General features: G+C 57.4%; 20 protein-coding genes. 15 read left to right on the forward strand and 5 right to left on the reverse strand.

The features are described from left to right. Nucleotides 1–122 precede the first annotated feature (122 nt). The 15 genes from IPM61_14475 (at nucleotide 123) to IPM61_14545 (ending at nucleotide 12,788) form a co-directional block, all read left to right on the forward strand. On the forward strand, nucleotides 123–713 hold the full coding sequence (locus IPM61_14475; GenBank protein MBK8912520.1) for a hypothetical protein: 591 nt from the start codon (nucleotides 123–125) through the stop codon (nucleotides 711–713). A gap of 8 nt (nucleotides 714–721) precedes the next feature. Further along, nucleotides 722–1,276, forward strand: coding sequence for a hypothetical protein (locus tag IPM61_14480; protein ID MBK8912521.1), 555 nt, complete (start codon nucleotides 722–724; stop codon nucleotides 1,274–1,276). Then, entirely contained in the window at nucleotides 1,273–1,872 is a 600-nt protein-coding gene (locus IPM61_14485; protein ID MBK8912522.1) for an N-6 DNA methylase, read from the forward strand. The genes IPM61_14480 and IPM61_14485 overlap by 4 nt, the downstream gene beginning before the upstream one ends. Before the next feature lie 25 nt (nucleotides 1,873–1,897). Beyond that, nucleotides 1,898–3,265, forward strand: coding sequence for a 30S ribosomal protein S12 methylthiotransferase RimO (rimO, locus tag IPM61_14490; GenBank protein ID MBK8912523.1), 1,368 nt, complete (start codon nucleotides 1,898–1,900; stop codon nucleotides 3,263–3,265). Continuing rightward, nucleotides 3,262–3,918, forward strand: coding sequence for a phosphatidylserine decarboxylase family protein (locus IPM61_14495; GenBank protein ID MBK8912524.1), 657 nt, complete (start codon nucleotides 3,262–3,264; stop codon nucleotides 3,916–3,918). Before rimO ends, IPM61_14495 begins: the two co-directional genes overlap by 4 nt. 166 nt (nucleotides 3,919–4,084) lie before the next feature. Beyond that, nucleotides 4,085–4,861: a CDP-diacylglycerol--serine O-phosphatidyltransferase gene (gene pssA / locus IPM61_14500; protein ID MBK8912525.1), complete on the forward strand. Its 777-nt coding sequence runs from the start codon at nucleotides 4,085–4,087 to the stop codon at nucleotides 4,859–4,861. Between the two features lie 195 nt (nucleotides 4,862–5,056). Further along, nucleotides 5,057–5,317: a twin-arginine translocase TatA/TatE family subunit gene (locus IPM61_14505; GenBank protein MBK8912526.1), complete on the forward strand. Its 261-nt coding sequence runs from the start codon at nucleotides 5,057–5,059 to the stop codon at nucleotides 5,315–5,317. Between the two features lie 67 nt (nucleotides 5,318–5,384). Then, nucleotides 5,385–5,813: a twin-arginine translocase TatA/TatE family subunit gene (tatA, locus tag IPM61_14510; protein ID MBK8912527.1), complete on the forward strand. Its 429-nt coding sequence runs from the start codon at nucleotides 5,385–5,387 to the stop codon at nucleotides 5,811–5,813. Then, entirely contained in the window at nucleotides 5,810–7,237 is a 1,428-nt protein-coding gene (gene gatA, locus IPM61_14515) for an Asp-tRNA(Asn)/Glu-tRNA(Gln) amidotransferase subunit GatA (protein ID MBK8912528.1), read from the forward strand. The genes tatA and gatA overlap by 4 nt, the downstream gene beginning before the upstream one ends. 140 nt (nucleotides 7,238–7,377) lie before the next feature. Then, on the forward strand, nucleotides 7,378–7,821 hold the full coding sequence (locus tag IPM61_14520) for a transcriptional repressor (GenBank protein MBK8912529.1): 444 nt from the start codon (nucleotides 7,378–7,380) through the stop codon (nucleotides 7,819–7,821). A gap of 24 nt (nucleotides 7,822–7,845) precedes the next feature. Next, nucleotides 7,846–8,283 (forward strand): MerC domain-containing protein, encoded by a 438-nt coding sequence (locus tag IPM61_14525; GenBank protein MBK8912530.1) that lies wholly within the window; start codon nucleotides 7,846–7,848, stop codon nucleotides 8,281–8,283. Then, nucleotides 8,250–8,849 carry a C40 family peptidase gene (locus IPM61_14530; protein MBK8912531.1) on the forward strand — a complete coding sequence of 200 codons (600 nt, stop codon included), beginning with the start codon at nucleotides 8,250–8,252 and terminating at the stop codon, nucleotides 8,847–8,849. The genes IPM61_14525 and IPM61_14530 overlap by 34 nt, the downstream gene beginning before the upstream one ends. Nucleotides 8,850–8,948: 99 nt before the next feature. Further along, entirely contained in the window at nucleotides 8,949–9,383 is a 435-nt protein-coding gene (locus tag IPM61_14535) for a nuclear transport factor 2 family protein (GenBank protein MBK8912532.1), read from the forward strand. A gap of 222 nt (nucleotides 9,384–9,605) precedes the next feature. Continuing rightward, entirely contained in the window at nucleotides 9,606–11,654 is a 2,049-nt protein-coding gene (locus IPM61_14540; GenBank protein ID MBK8912533.1) for a hypothetical protein, read from the forward strand. 42 nt (nucleotides 11,655–11,696) lie between these two features. Continuing rightward, a complete protein-coding gene (locus IPM61_14545; GenBank protein ID MBK8912534.1) occupies nucleotides 11,697–12,788 on the forward strand; it encodes a DUF1175 family protein in 1,092 nt (363 codons plus the stop codon). A gap of 130 nt (nucleotides 12,789–12,918) precedes the next feature. On the opposite strand, the gene IPM61_14550 is transcribed toward IPM61_14545, so the two are convergent. The 5 genes from IPM61_14550 to IPM61_14570 all read right to left on the reverse strand — a co-directional run bounded on the left by IPM61_14550 (nucleotide 12,919) and on the right by IPM61_14570 (nucleotide 19,381). Beyond that, nucleotides 12,919–13,776: an ABC transporter substrate-binding protein gene (locus tag IPM61_14550; GenBank protein MBK8912535.1), complete on the reverse strand. Its 858-nt coding sequence runs from the start codon at nucleotides 13,774–13,776 to the stop codon at nucleotides 12,919–12,921. Further along, the gene (gene aroF, locus IPM61_14555; protein MBK8912536.1) at nucleotides 13,773–14,777 is read right to left on the reverse strand and encodes a 3-deoxy-7-phosphoheptulonate synthase; all 1,005 of its coding nucleotides are present in this window, start codon (nucleotides 14,775–14,777) and stop codon (nucleotides 13,773–13,775) included. The genes IPM61_14550 and aroF overlap by 4 nt, the downstream gene beginning before the upstream one ends. Nucleotides 14,778–14,835: 58 nt before the next feature. Continuing rightward, the gene (locus tag IPM61_14560) at nucleotides 14,836–15,705 is read right to left on the reverse strand and encodes a UbiA family prenyltransferase (GenBank protein ID MBK8912537.1); all 870 of its coding nucleotides are present in this window, start codon (nucleotides 15,703–15,705) and stop codon (nucleotides 14,836–14,838) included. 69 nt (nucleotides 15,706–15,774) lie between these two features. After that, a complete protein-coding gene (locus IPM61_14565) occupies nucleotides 15,775–17,577 on the reverse strand; it encodes a tetratricopeptide repeat protein (GenBank protein ID MBK8912538.1) in 1,803 nt (600 codons plus the stop codon). Between the two features lie 7 nt (nucleotides 17,578–17,584). Further along, complete coding sequence (locus tag IPM61_14570; GenBank protein MBK8912539.1) at nucleotides 17,585–19,381, reverse strand: tetratricopeptide repeat protein; 1,797 nt, start codon at nucleotides 19,379–19,381, stop codon at nucleotides 17,585–17,587. Nucleotides 19,382–19,393 lie beyond the last annotated feature (12 nt).

The raw sequence follows: 19,393 nt of genomic DNA on the forward strand, positions 1-19,393 counted from the left end.
TCATCCCATGAAGGGAATTTGCTTGTTAGTGTTACCATGCTTTGGGGTCAGGGCTGTTGGGCAGTAGATTTGCCGGTTCATTGGGATAACGTCATTCTTCTTGTCTTGCTCAAGGGCTTACCATGGCATACCCATCCATTGATGCGCTTCAGAAAATTTTGGCACAGGAGGTGTTCGGCTATGCTGCCGACAGGAAGAAGGCAGCAGGCAGGGCTTTAGGGACATTTGTTGAAATCATCACATTGTACGCCCTTGATTCTTGGGGTTATAAAAACTCCATTGCTCTTGAACGATCTATTCCTGAGTATGCGAACCCATTGCTGACCCACAAAGTTGAATTTTCATTGCATCCAATACTGAACAGCACAACTGTTGAGTTACAGGATATTCAACTGCCAATTACTGCCGCTAAAATTACAGGCACGCGGCCCAATAGCAGCAATACATCGGTCGTTCGGAATCTTTCATCGCAGCTACTATCAAGAGATAGCCTTTTGAGGAATGCTTGCATTGTTGGCGAAACAGCTACTGGCTTTCAAGTTGCAAGCCTACGTTCTTACCATGATGCTGCAACGCCAACCGTTGCACAGGTGGAACTGACTGATCTATATCGCCACCCCTTTGCGATTGTAGAATGCAAAAGGGTGGGTGTGGAAGAAGGGGCGCGAAAGGCCCGCAGTCTATTGAAAAAGCAAAGCAAGGAGCATATGTAGCCCGAAGCGTGTCGTCGCTACAGAAAATTCGGCTTCGCAATGGTGAGATAGGCGGTATTCTTCACCATGAAGATAATTCCATTACCTGCCAACCCTATGGCGTTTTATTACAGCAGGTTCTTGCATCGAATCTGCGTTCATTGCTTGAGGGATTTATTCTGACAATTGGCGTTGTTAGCAATCATGGGAATTGGTTCACGGCACAAAATCAGAACAAAGAAATGAAAGTGTTATCCCAATCATACGATTGGCTTTTATTTCTAACGGATAGCGCGCTTGCTCAATTCATCAGTGATGCTTTGCTTGAACCAAATGCGGATATGAAACACGTTCAAGAGGTTTTTCTTCGTAGCTATAGCGGGCAACGCCGGAAGAATTCCTTCACGAAAGTGCAAATTGATCTTGAAGCCGACAGAAAATTGCGTGCATATTTCCATGCTAACCGTTCCGATATTGACAGATGGTTTAGCTTGATAGCCCCGCACAACTCCACCATCAGTGAACTACGTGCCGAGCTTGATGCACTCTCACAAAAAAACTGGAAGACGATCTTGAACCTATGAGTGCTGGACGTACCGTTAATTCATTAAGCCAACATTGGGGAACTCCTCAAAAATACGTTGATGTAATCCGGCGTTTTTTTGAGGGGGTTATTGATCTTGACCCATGCTCTAATCAATACTCCATAATTAAAGCAACTGTGGAATATCACCTTCCCATTCACGATGGATTGCGTGAGTCGTGGAATTATCCAAGGATTTTTGTAAACCCTCCGTATGGTGCCGATCGCGGGCGTGGTACAACCATCAAGCACTGGCTTTATCGTTGTGCCGATGCTCATCGGCGATATTCATCGGAGGTGATTGCGCTGGTTCCCGTTGCCACCAATACTCGGCACTGGAAACAGTATGTCTGGGGTCATGCTACGGCTATTGCGTTCCTGTACGACACCCGCTTGCGATTTCTTGTCAATGGCAAAGATGAAGGCAAAGGTGCACCAATGTCGTGCGCCATTGTGTATTGGGGAAATAAGTATCATAAATTCCATGAATTATTTATTCCCTACGGTGCTGTTGTGGATATTCGCAACCTGAAAGAACAACCTATTGGCATATTAAAAGAAATTCCGCAACCTTCGTTGCTTGAACAATTATCGTAACCCATACACTGGCCGCAGATTCCTTATGACCACACCAACAAAAACCGTCAACGTGCTGACGCTTGGGTGCTCCAAGAACACCGTTGATTCCGAAACCTTGATGGGGCTTCTGCGGAAGAACAACATCACACTTGCCGACGAAGCCGATGGCGCCGATGCCGTCATCATCAACACCTGCGGGTTTATTGATGTGGCCAAGGAAGAATCGGTCAACACCATTCTGCAGGCCGCAGCAATGAAACGCGAAGGGCGGATCGGCAAGCTGTACGTTGCCGGCTGCTTGTCGCAGCGGTACATGGATGATTTGGAGGAGGAAATCCCGGAGGTTGATGCGTACTTCGGTGTCACCGATTTCACGAACATCCTTCGGACCATCAGCCCCAATCTGAAATATGATCTTATCAGCGACCGCTACGTCCCCCCGGGCACACGCTCGGCATATCTAAAAATCTCCGAAGGCTGCAATAACCCATGCTCGTTTTGTGCTATCCCCCTGATGCGCGGCGGGCATGGATCGCGCCCAATGGAAGAAATTTTGATTGAAGCCAACCACCTGGCAATGAACGGCGTGCGGGAGCTGGTGGTGGTTGCGCAGGACTCCACCTACTACGGCCTTGACCTGTACGGCGAACGCCGGCTTGCCACGCTGCTGGAAAAACTTGCCCAAGTTCGCGGCATTGAATGGATCCGGCTGATGTACGCCTATCCCTCCCGCTTCCCGTTGGATATCCTTCCGGTGATTGCAAGCCAGCCAACAATCTGCAAGTACATTGATATGCCGGTCCAGCACGTTGCGGACCCCGTGCTGAAATCTATGCGCCGTGGCCACACCCGCAGGGCATTGCGGGAGCTTATCGGGAAGATTCGCCAAGCTGTTCCAGGCATCACACTCCGCACAACCCTCATTATTGGATACCCCAACGAAGGGGAAACGGAGTTCCAGGAGCTGCTGGATTTTGTTGCCGAAACGGAGTTCGACCGGCTTGGCGTGTTTGCCTACTCGCAGGAAGAAAACACCACCGCGCACCCGCTTGGCGACCCAATCCCAGCCGAGGTGAAGCAGGAACGGATTGACCGCGTGATGCAGCTGCAACGCGAAATCTCGGCCAAGAAAAACGAGTTGCTTGTGGGGAAGCGCGAGCGGGTGTTTGTGGAAAGCGCGACCGAGGGTGAGTATATCTGCCGCAGCGAACGGGATGCCCCGGAAGTTGATGGAGAGGTCTATGTCACCTCCCACTTCCCCTTGCAGCCTGGCGATTTTGTTGAGGTTGAATACACCGGGGCGATGGACTACGACCTGTTTGCCGAAGCCGTTGGCGACGGTCCAATTGCCGATAGCCAAGGACCCATTCCAACTCAAAAACTGAACCTTTCCTTACCAGTTATTCAATGAAACTAACCCGCTACGGAACCGATGTCATCATCGGATCGTTCTTGATTGCCGATGCCTTGATTATCGGCGGATACTTTGTGCCGATCCCCCTGCTCAGCATCGTGATGATGGCCCTTGGGGTGTTCCTGCTGCTGTTCACCATCTGGTTTTTCCGCGACCCCGACCGCACGGTTCCGGCTGGGATTGACGACGGAACCGTCCTCTCCACCGCCGATGGCAAAGTTGTGGTGGTCCAAGACATTATTGATAACGAGTATCACAACGGCCCGGCAAAGCAGGTCTCCATCTTCCTTTCGCCGTTGAACGTTCACGTCAACCGCCACCCGATTAGCGGGGAGATTGACCACTACCGCTACGTGAAAGGGGAATACCTTGTGGCCTTCCACGACAAAGCGTCGGAGCTGAACGAGCGGACCCACATCGGCGTGCGGAACGGGCGCATTCGGGTGCTGCACAAGCAGATTGCTGGCGCGGTTGCGCGGCGAATCGTCTGCAACCTGAAGGTTGGCGACAGCGTGAAGATTGGGGAACGGTTCGGAATGATAAAGTTCGGCAGCCGCGTGGACCTGGTGGTTCCGCCGGAAGCCGTAGTCCATGTGAAACTGGGGGACATTGTGGTTGCCGGGGAAACGGTCATCTTCACAATGCCGTAACCGAGGGCGCAGGGGGTTGTTTTTTCTGCTGAAAACTGATAGCTGGGACCCAGCAACTGACAAGCCCCGCACTTCCCTATATTTGCCGCCGAAGATTTTGCAAGTCGGTGAAGGTGACCGGAAGCGATCACCCTCCCATTCGTACACCAACAGGAACGTCCATTCCGTGCCGATCCGCGTTACCCGCTCGGTGATCCCGAGCCTCTTTACTTCCATGAACCTCTTCAGCGGCTTCTTCGCCATGGTGAAGTCAACCGAAGGGGAGTTTATGGCGGCGGCATGGCTGATTGTTCTTGCCGGGGTATTCGATGCCCTTGATGGCGCAATGGCACGCCTGACAAAATCAAGCTCAGAGTTTGGCGTGGAGCTTGACTCGCTGGCCGATGTCGTCAGCTTTGGGGCGGCGCCGGCGTTCATGCTGTACATGGCGTTTTTCCACAAGTGGGAAACCACCGGGGTGCTGTTGGCGGCGCTTCCGGCAATCTGCGGGGCCATTCGGTTGGCGCGATTTAACGTGCAGCTTACCGGGTTCGATAAAGATTACTTCATGGGGCTTCCAATCCCCTCGGCAGCGGTGACGCTTATCAGCTACCTTGTCTTCTTCCACCTCCCTGCCGATAGCTACTTCCCCCCGGGGGCAATTAAAGATGAGGCAATGGCGGTTCTGACCGTTGGGATTTCGTTGTTGATGGTCAGCACCATCCGCTACGACACCATCCCCAAGCCATCGAAGCGAACATTCCAGAAGCACCCGATCAAGACCACGGCGTTTATGACGGGGCTGGTGGTGGCAGCCGTCACAAAAGGGGAGGCGATTTTTCCGCTGATGGCGTTGTACCTTCTGTACGGCATCATCCGCCACATCATCATCCTGATCCGCACCCGCAACGACGACGAAGACGACACGCTGGAAGGATCGGAACCCACGCCGTTTGATATCTAAGCACGCTGCCGGAATTTGGGAGCACACGGCGCAGCAATCGCCTTCAACTTGCCGCAGCGGAACCGAACCGAACGGCGCGGCACAAACCCGCGGGCAATTACGTTCCCACAAAGAACGTCAGCCGGAAACGGAAAGCAACCCAGCAAACAACAACAGCCGGAACAACCGGTGGAAACTTCATAGAAAGGTGATACCATGATGGGACTTGGATCAACAGAAATCATTGTGATCGTCTTGATCATCCTGATCCTGTTCGGCGGCAAAAAAATCCCGGAACTGATGCGCGGGCTTGGAAGCGGGGTGAAGGAGTTCAAGAAAGCAACCAACGGCGACGATGAAAGCGACCGCAGAATAGAGGACCGCCGATACGACGACCAACGCCGATTGGAGGACCGCCGATACGACGACCAGCGCCAACCCGCTGCCGATCGCCAGTACGAAGAGCGCCGCCCGTAACCCCCACAGTAACCGACTACCTTGCTTGATGATAACGGCCTTCCGCCGTTGTCACAGGAGACTTACGATGTTCGATATCGGTGGACAGGAACTGCTCCTTATTCTGATCGTCGTCCTGATGCTGTTTGGACCGAAGAAATTGCCGGAGCTGATGCAGAGCTTTGGCAAAGGGGTTCGCGAATTTCGGCGCGCCCAGCAGCAGTTCAACGATCACATCAACACGGCGTTCCGCGAAGAAGAGCAGCGCCAGCGTTCCGCACAATCATCCCCTCCACCGGCCACAATCGCACGCCCGGGAAGCAACCCGTACAAGCGCGAAGAACCCGCAGCAGCACTGGCCGAAGGGGAACAACAACCCGCAGAACATCCTGCCGAACCCGCGCCCCCGGCAATCAGCGAGTCGGCTCCGTTCGCGCCATCCGGGCTGCACCCGCAGGACCCGGCGACCACAGCCACAAACGGCACAACAGTAACTCCGAAATTCCCGATAGAATGACCGCAGAATCGTACCGTGAACTCCGGCGGCGACTTGATGCAGGGGAAACCACCTGCGCCCAGATCGTCGCCGATTCGTTTGATGCCATCCAGCACCGAAGCGCGCTGAACGCCTTCCTTGCCCCGCTTCCAACCGAAGCCGCCCAACGCGCCGCCGACGTTGATGCACGGCTTCGCTCCGGAACCGCCGGCCGCCTTGCCGGAATGACCGTAGCCCTAAAGGATAACATCGCCCTGAAGGATGCGCAGCTTACCTGCGGATCCAAAATTCTTACCGGCTTCACCTCGCTCTACTCCGCCACAGCGGTCGAGCGGCTGTTGGCCCAGGATGCGATCATCGTCGGCAAAACGAACATGGATGAGTTCGCGATGGGCTCATCGAACGAGACATCCTTTTTTGGCCCGGCATTCCACCCGCTGGATTCCAGCCGCGTCCCGGGCGGTTCTTCCGGCGGATCGGGGATTGCCGTGGCCGCAGGAATGGCCCATTGCTCGCTTGGTTCAGAAACGGGTGGATCGGTCCGCCAGCCGGCAGCGTTTTTGGGGGTTGTTGGGGTGAAGCCCACCTACGGCCGCGTCAGCCGCTACGGGCTGGTGGCGTTTGCGTCGTCGCTGGACCAGATAAGCCCTTTTGCGCGGAATGTTCACGATGCCGCGCTCATCACCGAAGTGATTGCCGGCCACGATCCGAACGACACCACCTCAAGCCAAGAAGCCGTTGGCAGCTACACCGAAGGGCTGGACTATGCCGACGTTCGCGGAATGAAGATTGGCCTGCCAAGCGAATATTTTATTGATGGAATGGACGAAGCCGTGGTGCGCCGAATGAGCGAGCTACGCGCACGGCTGGAAGAGGGCGGAGCGGAGATTGTGGAGATCAGCCTTCCCCACACGAAGTACACCATCCCTTGCTACTACGTCATCGCCACTGCCGAGGCAAGCTCCAACCTTGCCCGGTTCGACGGCGCACGCTACGGATACCGCTCGCCCAATGCCGAGACGTTGGAGGAGATGTATGAGCTAAGCCGCACCGAAGGTTTCGGGACCGAAGTGAAGCGGCGGATTATGCTTGGCACGTTCGTCCTTTCCAGCGGTTTCTACGATGCCTACTACCGCAAAGCCCAGCAGGTCCGCCGATTGCTCCACCGCGACATGGCCCAAGCATTTGCGCAGGTTGACCTGATCCTTGCCCCCACCACTCCAACGCCAGCGTTCCGGCTTGGCGAGAAGACCAGCGACCCGATTTCAATGTATCTGAGCGACATCTTCACCGCCGCCGCAAACTTGACCGGGGTTCCCGCAATCTCCTTCCCCATTGGAACGGACGATTCCGGTTTGCCAATCGGCGCGCAGTTCATGGCTCCGCATTTCCAAGAAGCCAAAATGTTCGCCGGCGCTGCGTGGGTCGAGCGGGCGATCGGGTAAGAGTTAAAGGTGTAGCGGCCCCGATGAATCGGGGCCGCGTGGTACATGGGGATGATGTTGAAGGCTAATCCCCCCCCGACACAAGCAATCACAACAAGAACTCTTGCAAATGGCTTGCACCTGCATTACTTTTGCCGCTGATGAAATCCCGCTGTGATGATCTGGACGACCTTCTCCGCTCGCAAGGCTTGCGAAGCACCGGTGCGCGGCGAAGCGTCTATCTGGCGTTGCAATCTTCCACCACTCCCCTTTCCGCTGCGCAGATTGATGAAGCGTTAAGCACCACCGGAGTAGCGATTGACCTGGTGACGGTCTATCGAACGTTGGAGACGCTGGAGCGTTGCCACCTTATCATGCGGGTTGAGAGGATGAAAGAAGGGTGGCGGTATGCCATCCGCTCGAAGCACCACCACCACAGCATTGTCTGTTCGGTGTGTGGCAGCGCAAGCCCGCTGGAGCAATGCCAGCTTTCGCGGCTGGAGCGCACGCTTGAGCAGTCCACCGGCTTCAGCAACATTCGCCACTCGCTGCAATTTTTCGGGACCTGCCCCGATTGCCAAGAACCGAACACCGAAACTCCATAATCAACGCCCCCACCTGCTTCACCAATGGCCCATACGCACGCACATACCGCATCGCGCACTTCGCAACTTCTTGGCCGGCTTGGGTTGTCGGCCAGCACCATCTGCGCCATTCATTGCATGGCAATGCCGTTCTTGCTTGGCGTGTTGCCAACGTTGGGACTGGGATTTTTGGCAAGCGGATGGTTCGAGCTTGCAATGATTGGAATCTCGGTGGTGCTGGGGGCAATCACGCTTGGGACCTCCTACCGCCTGCATCAAAAGATCAACCCGATTGTACTGCTTACGTCGGGGGTGGTGGTTCTGCTGTTCAACTTTTTTGGGCACGAATCCCACAGTGAGCTTGCCGAAACGCTCCACCCATACATTGCTGGCTTTGGGGCGATGATGATTGCCACCAGCTACTACATCAACAACCGGCTTTGCAAAGCGTGCGAACGCTGCGAACACGATCACGCCCACTAACCACAGAACGCGCAACCCGCCTTCTGCTCCCTGCGCTTCTTTGCTGCTCGTTCCTGTTTGGCGGCTGCCCAGCAACCCGTGTGGAGCGAACCGTGGTGGCCAAAAGTGGCGCGGGCACAACCGCAACCGAGCGGGAAACATTGCGCCGAACCTACGCCCAACCAGACCTTCCAGAGGAACGCCGATTGCTGTTGCAAGAAGCTGAATCGTGGATTGGCACCCCCTACCGCTACGCCGGAACCACCCGCAGCGGGGTTGATTGCTCCGGCTTTGTTTGCACTCTGTTCTCCACCCTTCCCCAGAAACTTTCCCAGAAACTTCCGCAGCAACTTCCTCGGAACTCCGCAAGCCAGGCCACGGTTGGCGAAGCAATCAGCCTTCGGGATGCGGAGGCGGGCGATTTGGTCTTTTTCAACACGTCGGGAAGTGGCGTCTCCCACGTTGGAATCTACATTGCCGACAACATGTTTATTCACGCCAGCACCTCCATCGGCGTGACGATCAACAGCCTTGCCGAAGAGTACTACCGGAAGCGGTTCGTCTCGGTCCGGCGGGTGTTGCCGTAGCGTTTTTTTGATCTTGATGTTCAATCTCCATCTCGGCCTCAACATCTAGATCCTTCGGCTTCCCGTAGTGGCAAGTGCAACCTTAAATCACAAAACCGAATGGAGACACGCACCATGGGAAACGCAGTTGAAAACTTAAAGAAGGCTCATCAAGCTTTTTCGGAAATGCGGCTTGCCGACTCGGCTTCGCTGCTGGCAGCAAATGCGACTTTTACCGACCACGGCAGAAACCAAAAGACAGATTCACGAGAGGAATTCCAGGGCTGGTTGGGGCAGCACTTTGCAATGGCCTCAAATGTGCGAATTGAAGATGCCCAGTACGTGGAAATGGGGAATACCGTGGTGGCCCAATTCCGCGCCGTTGGCAACCAAGATGGAGCATTGGGTCCCTTCCCTCCCACCGGAAAACCGTTCACTCTGGATGTTTGCGAAGTTTGGACATTCAATGAAGAAGGCCAGGCAATCGAAGGCCATAACTACTCCGATGGCTTAGGGCTGTTGGGGCAGTTGGGTCATATCTCCATGGGGGAATAGCACGCAGCCGCGCCCCCGTTTTTTCATTCGTTTCTGATGCACCACTGGGCATTCCGATGCAGGAATGCCCAGTGGTTTTTTTGTGAACTTGGCTCACCCACTGGCAGCCGGCGGCAGTCGCCATGGTATAAATTCTTCTGATTGCCGAATTCCCCGCCCATCGTTCAACCTTTTTTTCCCATTTTTGAGCCGGTCCCATGAATAACGTCTGAACGAACCTCCATGCGTCGCTTTCTTCTGATTTTCTTCGGTGTGCTGCTTGGCAGTGCCTCGCTGCTGGCCCTCTATATTGTGGTGGATTTCGACCCCGATGACACCAGCCCCGTCGTTGAGGGGGCAAGCTGGATGTCGCGGTTCGAGGCCGCTGCACGCGCACGCGCCGGTGCCGACTACGCCACGCTGAACGATCCCCGCAAACTGAAAACGCTTGGCGATCTGATTGGCTCCGGCGAGTCCGATGCCGTGCGCGAAGTTGCCCTGTATAAACTTCGGGAACTCCCCGACAAAGAAGGGGTGTTGGCGGTGCTGCGCCGCAACCAATCGCGGCTTACTCCGGACCAGTTCGAGGTGGCAATCGCCACGGCAACCAAACTTGGAACGCCAAAATCGAAGGCCTGGCTCGACTCACTCTACAAAGCCCTTGATGCCGACCCCGCCGCCCACATCCCGCTGGGCGGATACCGGATGACCAGCCTTCTGCTTTCGGTTGCCGATGCCGATCTGGTGGCCAGCTTCAACGAGCAAAGCCGCAACGCCGCCGATTACTCGCTGAGCAAATCTTCCGAAATCACCTGCTTCTTCCCTCGCGATCCCGATTACTTTGTTGCCCTCCCCAATGCCGACGATGTGATTGAGCATTTCGGCGAATCGAAATTCGTGAAAACGCTGGATGGCTCCCCCGTCCCTGGCGATGTCTGGGCGTTGCCGATTCTTCGGACCATCTCCGCGCTCCGCAATCGGCTTACCGATGAGTTCGGATTCATGGGCCAATATTTCTCGCCGGAGATGATGTTCCGCGACAACCTTCTGCTTGGCCGCTACGGCAACGATTACCTGATCGCAGCCTTCAAGGATAAGAACGTCACCGTGGCCGAGACGATGATGAAGATATTCGAGGCACTTGGTGGAGATTTTGGAGTGAAGCGGTGGGACGTTGCGGGGGTGACGGTGAGTTCGGTGATGAACCGCAAAACCGGGAAGTCGCTGGCATACGCCACTCCGGAAGGATACTTCGTTGTGGCCACCGACTCCGCGCTGATCTCGCGGGCGTTACGCACCTTCGGCAACGACCGCACCGCCTCGTTGGGAAACGACCCCCTGTTCAACCAGCACTACCTTGCGGTGGACCAGTCTGGGGAACGGGATGTGATGTTTGCGTGGTTCAATCCAACCCGCTATTTCGACATGATCGGCACGGACCGGCAATCGGCGCGGCGGCTTGCAATCGTGGCCCGGGCGCTTGGGAAACCGATCAACGAACCAGCGTCGGAATCGGGAACGTTTGCGGCAATGGGCCAAGTCCCCGGGGCAATTGGAAGCGCGATGGTCAGCGGGGAAACAAGCGAGAAACTCTGGAAATACATTGTGGATGTTCGCTCGGTCGGGAAAAATCCGCTCGACTCGCTGGCACGCCTTAGCAACATCAACGTTGGCAAGCAGATTATCCCCTACCTAAGCGGGACCGCAGCCGTGGGATATTTTGGGTTGGATTATCTGCGCGAGCAATTCAACTACTCCAACACCGGATTCAACACCCTGATTGCCGTGCCGCTGCGCAACGCCCCGGCCCGGTTCGACTCCACGCTTGGCATCTTCTTTGGCCGAATCACCTCGCTGAGCTATCGCCAGGAGCCGCTGGGCGCGGGCAAGAACCGCCTGTTCCTTGCCCGCGACACGGTGACGGACGACAGCCTTCTTCTTGCCCGGAAATTTCAGCCAAGTTTTGCGGTGATTGATGGCCGCATCCTGTTGGTTTCCACCACTCCGGACCTTCTGCAACGTGCGGCTCCGGTGTTTGCGCGCACCTGGTCCGGCGCGGCTGCCCAGGGTGAGTACATCGTTGGGCAGATCGCCGTTGACTCGTTCGCGGTGAATGCTGCGGCCTATCTGCGCGGGCACTTGCTCCGCACCGACCGCTACGCCCCGGAGGAGATTGCCGAACGGCTGAACCCGCTAAGCAACGCGCTTTCGCTGTACCAACGGCTGGAATGGAAGTTCAAAACGGAGGATGGGTTGCGCGTTGGCCAAGCACGGTTAGTGGCCAAACGGTAACTCCATTTTTTTGCAGCTGACACCTTCCCCCATGGAGCAACGATGAGTTCAACAACGGCAGCCACAAAACGGGCACTGATTGGATTAATTGCCGGCGCGATAGCGGTGGTGGCGGGAATCTGGGGCTACCAAAAACTGGATGCCAGCGTCCACGATTACGACGTCACCATCACCCCGCCGGTCCTGAATGCCGATGGAGCTTCGTCGGCAATGTTGGAAATCCGGCTGATCTCGCGATTCGGGAATTCGCTGAATGTTGGGGTGCTTCCGCACGCGCCAACGGTGAAGATTGTTGAGGGGAAGGAGTTGGTGAAAGTGATACCGATGGGGGATTCGCTGCGGTACCGGCTGGTGGCGCAGTTCCAAACGGGGGATGTTGTGGTGCGGGTAAACATCTACGGCGTGCCGGCACCAATCGAAGCCAAACTCCATCTTACCCCCTCCCTTGCCGACGCGAACCGCAACGGCTACCCCGACGTGATGGACCTTTCCAGCCAAAGCGACCGCGAGTCGTTCCGCCGCTGGTTCACCATGATTGCCGCCGGGCAGCTAACCCACCTTGACGACCGCTGGCACGACCGCGACTGCGCCGGGCTGCTTCGCTACTGCTACCGCGAGGCACTGAAACGCCACGACAACGCCTGGCTTGCCAGCCGCCGCTACCTTCGCGACCCCTCCATTCCCGATGTGCGGAAATACAACTACCCGAACGTGCCGTTTGTGGGGACCAAGGTGTTCCGCGCCGGGCGGCGTGAGGAAGGGATTGTTCGGCAGGCATCCGCCGCGCCAACGCAGCATCAGCAACGCGGGGTGCTGGCGGAGTTTTCGGAGTTCGCCGAAGCTGCGCGATTGAAGGATAATTCGCTGGCGTTCGTTGGGCGTGCTGCTTCCGACGCGCTTCCAGGCGATGTGCTTTTCTACCTGAACGACACCGAAAGCGATTGGCCCTACCACACGATGGTATGGCTGGGAAACGGGATGACCATCTACCACACCGGGCCGGATGGAACCAACCCCGGCATCGTCAAGAAACTTTCGCTGGGGCAGCTTCGCCAGCATCCCAATCCCCGCTGGCATCCGATTGAGGGGAACCCCTACTTCCTCGGGTTTTACCGCTGGCGGATTCTGATGTGATGGTTCAGCCTTCGGCTCCATCACTCACACCGGTAGCCGAAGGTCTTTAGCCTTCGGCGTCATCCCCCACTCGGCAGGCTAAAGACCTGTTATCAATCCCGACGGAGGTCGGGGCCGCTACCTCTTTTCATCACACGAACTCCGCCACGGCTTGCATCGGGAGCAATCCGGCTTGGAATCCTCGGTCAAAAATTTCTTGAACGGCGCGGCGCGATTCGGGGGAGTACTGGTGGGTTTCTTCGTTGGCGTACATGGCCAGATAGCGATCCAGCAGCTCCGGCGTGGCAACCTCATCGGGGCGGTGGATGTGGGTGATAAGGAATTCGATCATCTGGCTGCGGTGGTCCAGCGCCCAACGGATGGAGCGTTGCAGCACGCGGCTTGCCCGCTCAATCACCCCAGCCCCCACTGCGCGGCGAATCACGTTTGCCCCCAACGGCAACGGCAGCCCGGTCTGGCCCATCCACCATTCTCCCAGGTCAACAATTTTATGAAGGCCGTGCTGCTGGTAGGTCAGCCGCCCCTCGTGGATGATGATTCCCGCGCCAACCCCGCAAGCGGTTACTGCCTCGAAGATCGCCTCGTACGGGGTGATTGGGACCGTGGTCATGCGGGCGTTTGGGGCAATCAGGCGGGTGATAAGGTGGGCGGTGGTTCGCGCCCCCGGGGTGGCAATCAGTTTGGAATCGAGCGCGTCCAGCGGGAACGGCTGCTGGGCAACAATCACCGGGCCATATCCAACCCCAACCGAGCCGCCATGGCCGAACATCACAAAGCGGTCGGCAAAGTAAGGATAGGCCGCAACGGACACTGCCGAGATATCAACCTGGCCACGGTCGGCCATATCGTTCAGCTGCTGGGTGTCGCTGGTGACGGGAAGGAATCGCAGCCCTTCGGTATCAATCAGCCCTTCGATTGCTGCGCGGAACATGAACGCATCGTCGGCATCGGGGCTGTAGGCAAGGCGTAGCTCGGTGGTTGTGGTCACAGGCTGTAGGAATCAATGATAAGGGCTTCGCGGATGTTGCGGGTTAGGCGAAGCAGGCGGGAAAAATCGGAAAGAAGGAGGGCCTGCGAAGCGTCGCTGCGTGCCGAAGCGGGGTCGTTGTGGACCTCCACAATCATTCCATCCAGCCCCGCAGCAATTCCGGCAAGCGCGCCCTGGACCACAAGGCTGCGGCGGCCAGCGGCATGGCTTGGGTCAACGATTACCGGCATCTTCGTCCGCTCCTTCAGGGCCGCCGCGCCAAGCACATCCAACGTGTTGCGGGTGATTGACTCGAAGGTGCGGATCCCACGTTCGCAAAACACCACCACCGGCGCGCCGGCAACCAGAAGATGTTCGCCAGCGCCAATCCATTCCTCCACCGTGGCCGACATTCCCCGCTTCAGCAGGACCGGAAGGCGGCTTGCGCCAGCTTCCTTCAGCAGTGGAAAATTTTGCATCGAGCGGGTTCCAATCTGGATCATGGCAACGTGCTGGGCGGCGAACTCAACATCACGCGGGTCCACAACTTCGCTGACCAACTGCAGCCCGTAATCGCGGGCAACGTCGCTGGCAATGGCCAATCCGTTCTTCCCTTTCCCCTGGAAATCGTGGGGCGAGGTGCGCGGCTTGTAGGCTCCGCCCCGCACAAACCGCAGCCCTTCGTTGGCCAGATACTCATAGACCGTGGCAATCTGCTCCTCCGTCTCGATTCCGCAGGGGCCGGCAATCACTGTAAGCCCTTCCACGCCGGACTCAAGGTTCATGGCGGGGGCGGCATGGGCCACGCGCTCGTTTTTGTCGCTGGCCTGCTGCACACCATCCACCCCCGGAAAGGCGCGGTAGTCGTCAAGGTGGACATCGTCCGAGGGGTCGCTGACGATGAACATGGTGCGGTCCCCCTCAAGCACCGTCACCCCGGCGGCCCCGGCCGAAACCAACGCGCGCCGGACCGCAGCAATCTGCAGCGGGGTGGCTGTTGCGGAGAAAAGAATGGATTTCATAAATGGTCGTTTCCAAGAGTTGTGGGTGGCTGCGTTGCGCCGCCGCCGATTTCCGCATCTACCTCAGCAGCACATCCACCAGCACAGCAACGGCGAACAGGACGCTGACGTAACCGTTCAAATTGAAGAACGCAAGGTCAATTTTTGTGAGGTCTCCGTTGCGAAGAAGCCACGCTTCCCACGCCAGAATCGCCGCAACCCCGGCAATGCCAACGTAAAACAACGCCCCCACCCCAGCCGTAACGCCGAACATCACAAAGCACGCCACCGCCGCCGCATGAACAACGCGAACCAAGCGGATAGCAGGCATTGCGCCAAGCCGGGCCGGGATAGATTGAAGATTGTTTGCGCGGTCGAACGCTTCGTCCTGGCAGGAATAGTAGATGTCGAAACCGGCGGTCCAAAGCGCGACCCCGATGCACAGAAGGATTGGCGGCCAGGCAAACGCGCCGGTCAGGGAGAACCAGACGCCCACCGGGGCAGCCCCCAAGCAAAGCCCAAGAATGAAATGAACGGCAAGGGTGAAACGCTTGGTGAGGGAGTATCCAAGAAGCAATCCAAGAAGGGGGATTGAAAGGAAGCCGCACAACGTGTTCACCCCGAACGATGCGGCAACGAACACCGCAACCGCAACTGCCGTGAACAGCCGTGCTTCCTTCACGGAGATTTTGCCGGCGGGGATTTCGCGGTTGTGGGTGCGTGGGTTCACCGCGTCAATGTCGCGGTCGGCAAGGCGATTGAAGCCCATGGCGGCGGTGCGCGCGCTTACCATGCAGACAAGCAGCAGCAGGATGTCCACCGGGGTGATGGTGACGGGCTGCGTGGCCCATGCAATCAGCCCGCTGACAAGCGCAAACGGCAGCGCGAAAACGCTGTGGCTGAACTTGATCATCCGCCCAAATGTGACGATACGCTGGACAACTTCCATGCCGCGAAATTATGGTAGCACGGGGACCAGAGTGGGAGACAGTGTGTAAGAATGGAGGGGAGATTTTTTCTACTCTTCCTGCAGCGTCAGCGTTGTTGGGATGATGATCTCCACTTGGGTTCCGGCGGGGGAAGCATCGGGGGCGTAGCGGTCAATAATCCGCACGCTGCATTGCTGGCCGGTGGTTTGCTGCAGAAGCTCCAGCCGTTCCTCGATCATCTTCATCCCGCTGGAGCGGTGGCGTTCGTTGTTTCCGTCGCCCCGCTGTTTCTGCTGCTTGGCCTGCTCCCTTCCAATGCCGTTGTCGGTAATCGTCAGTGCGATTGCGTCGCCGCCGCGCCGCTCCACCTTGATTGCCACGTCCCCACCGGAGTCACGCGGGAGCAATCCGTGCCAGATCGCATTCTCCAAATATGGCTGCACGATCATCGGAGGAACCTGCACCTCCTCCTCATCTATCTCCTCCGATACCTCCACCGAATATCCCAACCGCTCCCCAAATCGCAACTGCTCCAACGCCATGTATAACCCTACGCACTCCAACTCACTCTTCAACGAAATCAACGCGCTCCGGCTGTTCTCCAACGCCAATCGCATCAACCGGGCAAAGCGGCTTAAGTACCGGTTCGCGCTCTCGCTGTCGTGACTTACCAGAAAGTACTGGATCGAGTTCAACGCGTTGAACAGAAAGTGCGGGTTCACCTGTGCGCGGAACGCTGTGTGTTCCCATTCCAACATCCGCCGCCGGAACTGCTCGCGCTCGGCGGTGGCGCGTTCCACGTCGTACTTCGCTTGTAGCTCCGCCACGGCCCTTCGTTTCTCGCTGTTGAGCGTTGCGGAGTAGTATTCCACAAATTTTTTGTGATGCTCCAGTGCCTGCTGGAAATCCTCCATGGCTTCGTAGATCAGGGAGATTTCTTGGTGGAATTGATAGAGTAAATCGCCGGCCTCGGCCTGCTGGGCAATGTGAATTGCGCGGTTGCAATACTCCAACGCCAACGGGTAATCCCCATTTCCACGGTGGACCGAGCCGATGTTCCGAAGGATCGTTGCGGTGCCGAGCTTCTCCCCCAATTTCTCGCGAAGCTCCAGCGACCTCATGTAGAAATCCAATGCGGTTTCGCCATCCCCTTGCAAGGCATACAGGACCCCCATGTTGCCAAACGATTGGGCAATCCCCAACTGGTCCCGCAGCTCCTGCCGAATCGTTAGGGCTTGTTGGTGGGTGGAAAGGGCTTCGTCGTACCGCTCCAGGCGGCTGTAAATCGCGGCGATATTTCCCAGCACCCCGGCAACACGCTGCAAGTCGCTTCCCCGCTCGGCCTCGGCATGGGCAAGGCGGTAGAACTGCAAGGCCCGCTCGTACTCATGCATTTTGTGGTGGATTACCCCCAGGTCGTTGTAGATTCTTAGAAGCTCCTCGCCGCCATGCTGCTGCCGAAGCTCCAACGCCCGCAGCAGTTGCTGCAATGCCGAAGCGTAGTTCCCCAAGTTCATCAGCGCAACCCCAAGCTCCCGCACGGCATGGGTACGTGGGGTTTGGTTTTCCAGCGGCTCCATCAACTCCACCGCTTTTTGGAACTCGGCAACGGCGGTGGTCAGCTTGCCATTGCGCGAATGGATCAGCCCCGCGCAGCGGTGCGTTTCGGCAACGGCAAGCTGGTCCCCGCGCATCCGCGAGCGTTCGCGAATGGTGGCGACCGTTGCCAAGCTGGCTTCATCCAAACCGCCCTGCTGCCGGAATAGCCGCGCCAATGCCCCGGCCTGCTTGCTGTAAAACACCGGAAGCGGGTGCGATGCCTGCGGCTTCCCCTGCGGCTTGCTCTGGTCGCCCCTGGCGGTTGATGATCCTTTGGTTGATGATCCTTCCATCGGGTTGCTACGGTGAGTAGTTGGTTATGCGGTCTAACGTGAGCGTGGAGGGGATTTGGATTTCCACACGGGTTCCCAGCGGGTTTCCCTCCTGGTCGTATTTATCGGCAATGCTGACCCGGCAGGGCCTGTTGGTTGCTTGTTGGATCAGCTCTAATCGCTCCTCAATCATCTTCATCCCGCTGGAGCGGTGCGCCTTTGCTTCCGGCGCGTTCCGTTCCTTTGCCCCCTTGCCGGAAGCTGCGCGCCCAACGCCGTTATCGTCAATCACAAACAGCACGCTATCCCCTTCCTCCCCCCCCATTGCCACGCGAAGCAGGATGCTTCCGCCGGAGTCACGCGGGAGCAATCCGTGCCAGATCGCGTTCTCCAAATATGGCTGCACGATCATCGGAGGAACCTGCACCTCCTCCTCATCTATCTCCTCCGATACCTCCACCGAGTATCCCAACCGCTCCCCAAATCGCAATTGCTCCAACGCCATGTATAACCCAACACACTCCAACTCACTCTTCAACGAAATCAACGCGCTCCGGCTGTTCTCCAACGCCAATCGCATCAACCGGGCAAAACGGCTTAAGTACCGGTTCGCGCTCTCGCTGTCGTGGCTTACCAGAAAGTACTGGATCGAGTTCAACGCGTTGAACAGAAAGTGCGGGTTCACCTGTGCGCGGAACGCCGTGTGTTCCCACTCCAACATCCGCCGCCGGAACTGCTCGCGCTCGGCAGTGGCGCGTTCCACGTCGTACTTCGCTTGTAGCTCCGCCACCGAGCGTTGCGTGCCGATGTTCAGCATGGCGGAATAATGCTCGGCGTAATGTTTGTGGTGGTTCAGTGCCTGCTGGAAATCCCCCATGGCTTCGTAGATCAGGGCAAACTCTTCGTGGAATTGGGAGAGGAGATCGCGGGAGTTGAGCGATTCGGCAAGCTGGATTGCAATGGCGCAATGCTCCACCGCTTCCTGAAGCCGCCCCAAGTGCCGCAGCATTGCGGCAATGTTCCGCTGCAAGATTGCAACGCCGCGCTGATCCTTTTCAGGGTCACGCTTGGCAAGCGAACGCCCGTAGAACTCTAGCGCGGTATTGGCCTCCCCTTGCATCGCATAAACATTGCCGATGCTTCCCAGCACAACGGCAACCCCGCGGTCATCGTTCACGCTGGCGCGCAGCTGCAGGGCCTGCTGGTAGGTTTCCAACGCTTGGTCGAACTGCTGCAATCGCGCCTGCACAATTCCGATGTTCCCCAACGCGCGGCCGGTGGCTTCGGCATCGCCAATCTGCTGGGCAATCCCGTGCGATAGCCAGTAATATTTCAAGGCTTGCGGGTACTCAACCAGCTTGTGATACACCACGCCGATGTCGTTGTAGAGTTTCGCAAGCTCTGGTTGGTCGTTCGCCTCGGTGAAAATGCGGAGCGCGGTAAGGTGCTGGCGAAGCGCGGCTTCGAAATCCCCTGTGTCGGCATGGCACTCCCCCAAAAAATGGATAGCACGCGCCAGCAAGATTGGGTTCGGAAGCTGGCGGCGCAGGGCAATTTCGGCCTCCGCTTCCTGCAAGGCATCGCCGGTGCGCCCGTGGGAATGGAGGACCCGAGCCGCAGCAGCGTGGCAAAGTGCGCGGGCCAGAAGATCGGCATGGGCGGTTGCAATTGCGGCGGCTTCGGTAAGGAGTGGGATCGCCTCGGGGAGTGTGTCGGCGGCGTGGGCACGCTCCAGTAACTCCTCAATCTGGCGGCGGTGTTCGGCTTCCTCCGCATCATCAAAGTGATACCGTCGTGTGCCGGGCATGGTGTTTTTGGTTGGCACGGATGATGGGGT

The sequence above is a fragment of the Chlorobiota bacterium genome (assembly GCA_016710285.1).
In the GTDB taxonomy this organism is placed as follows: Bacteria; Bacteroidota; Ignavibacteria; order OLB7; family OLB7; genus OLB7.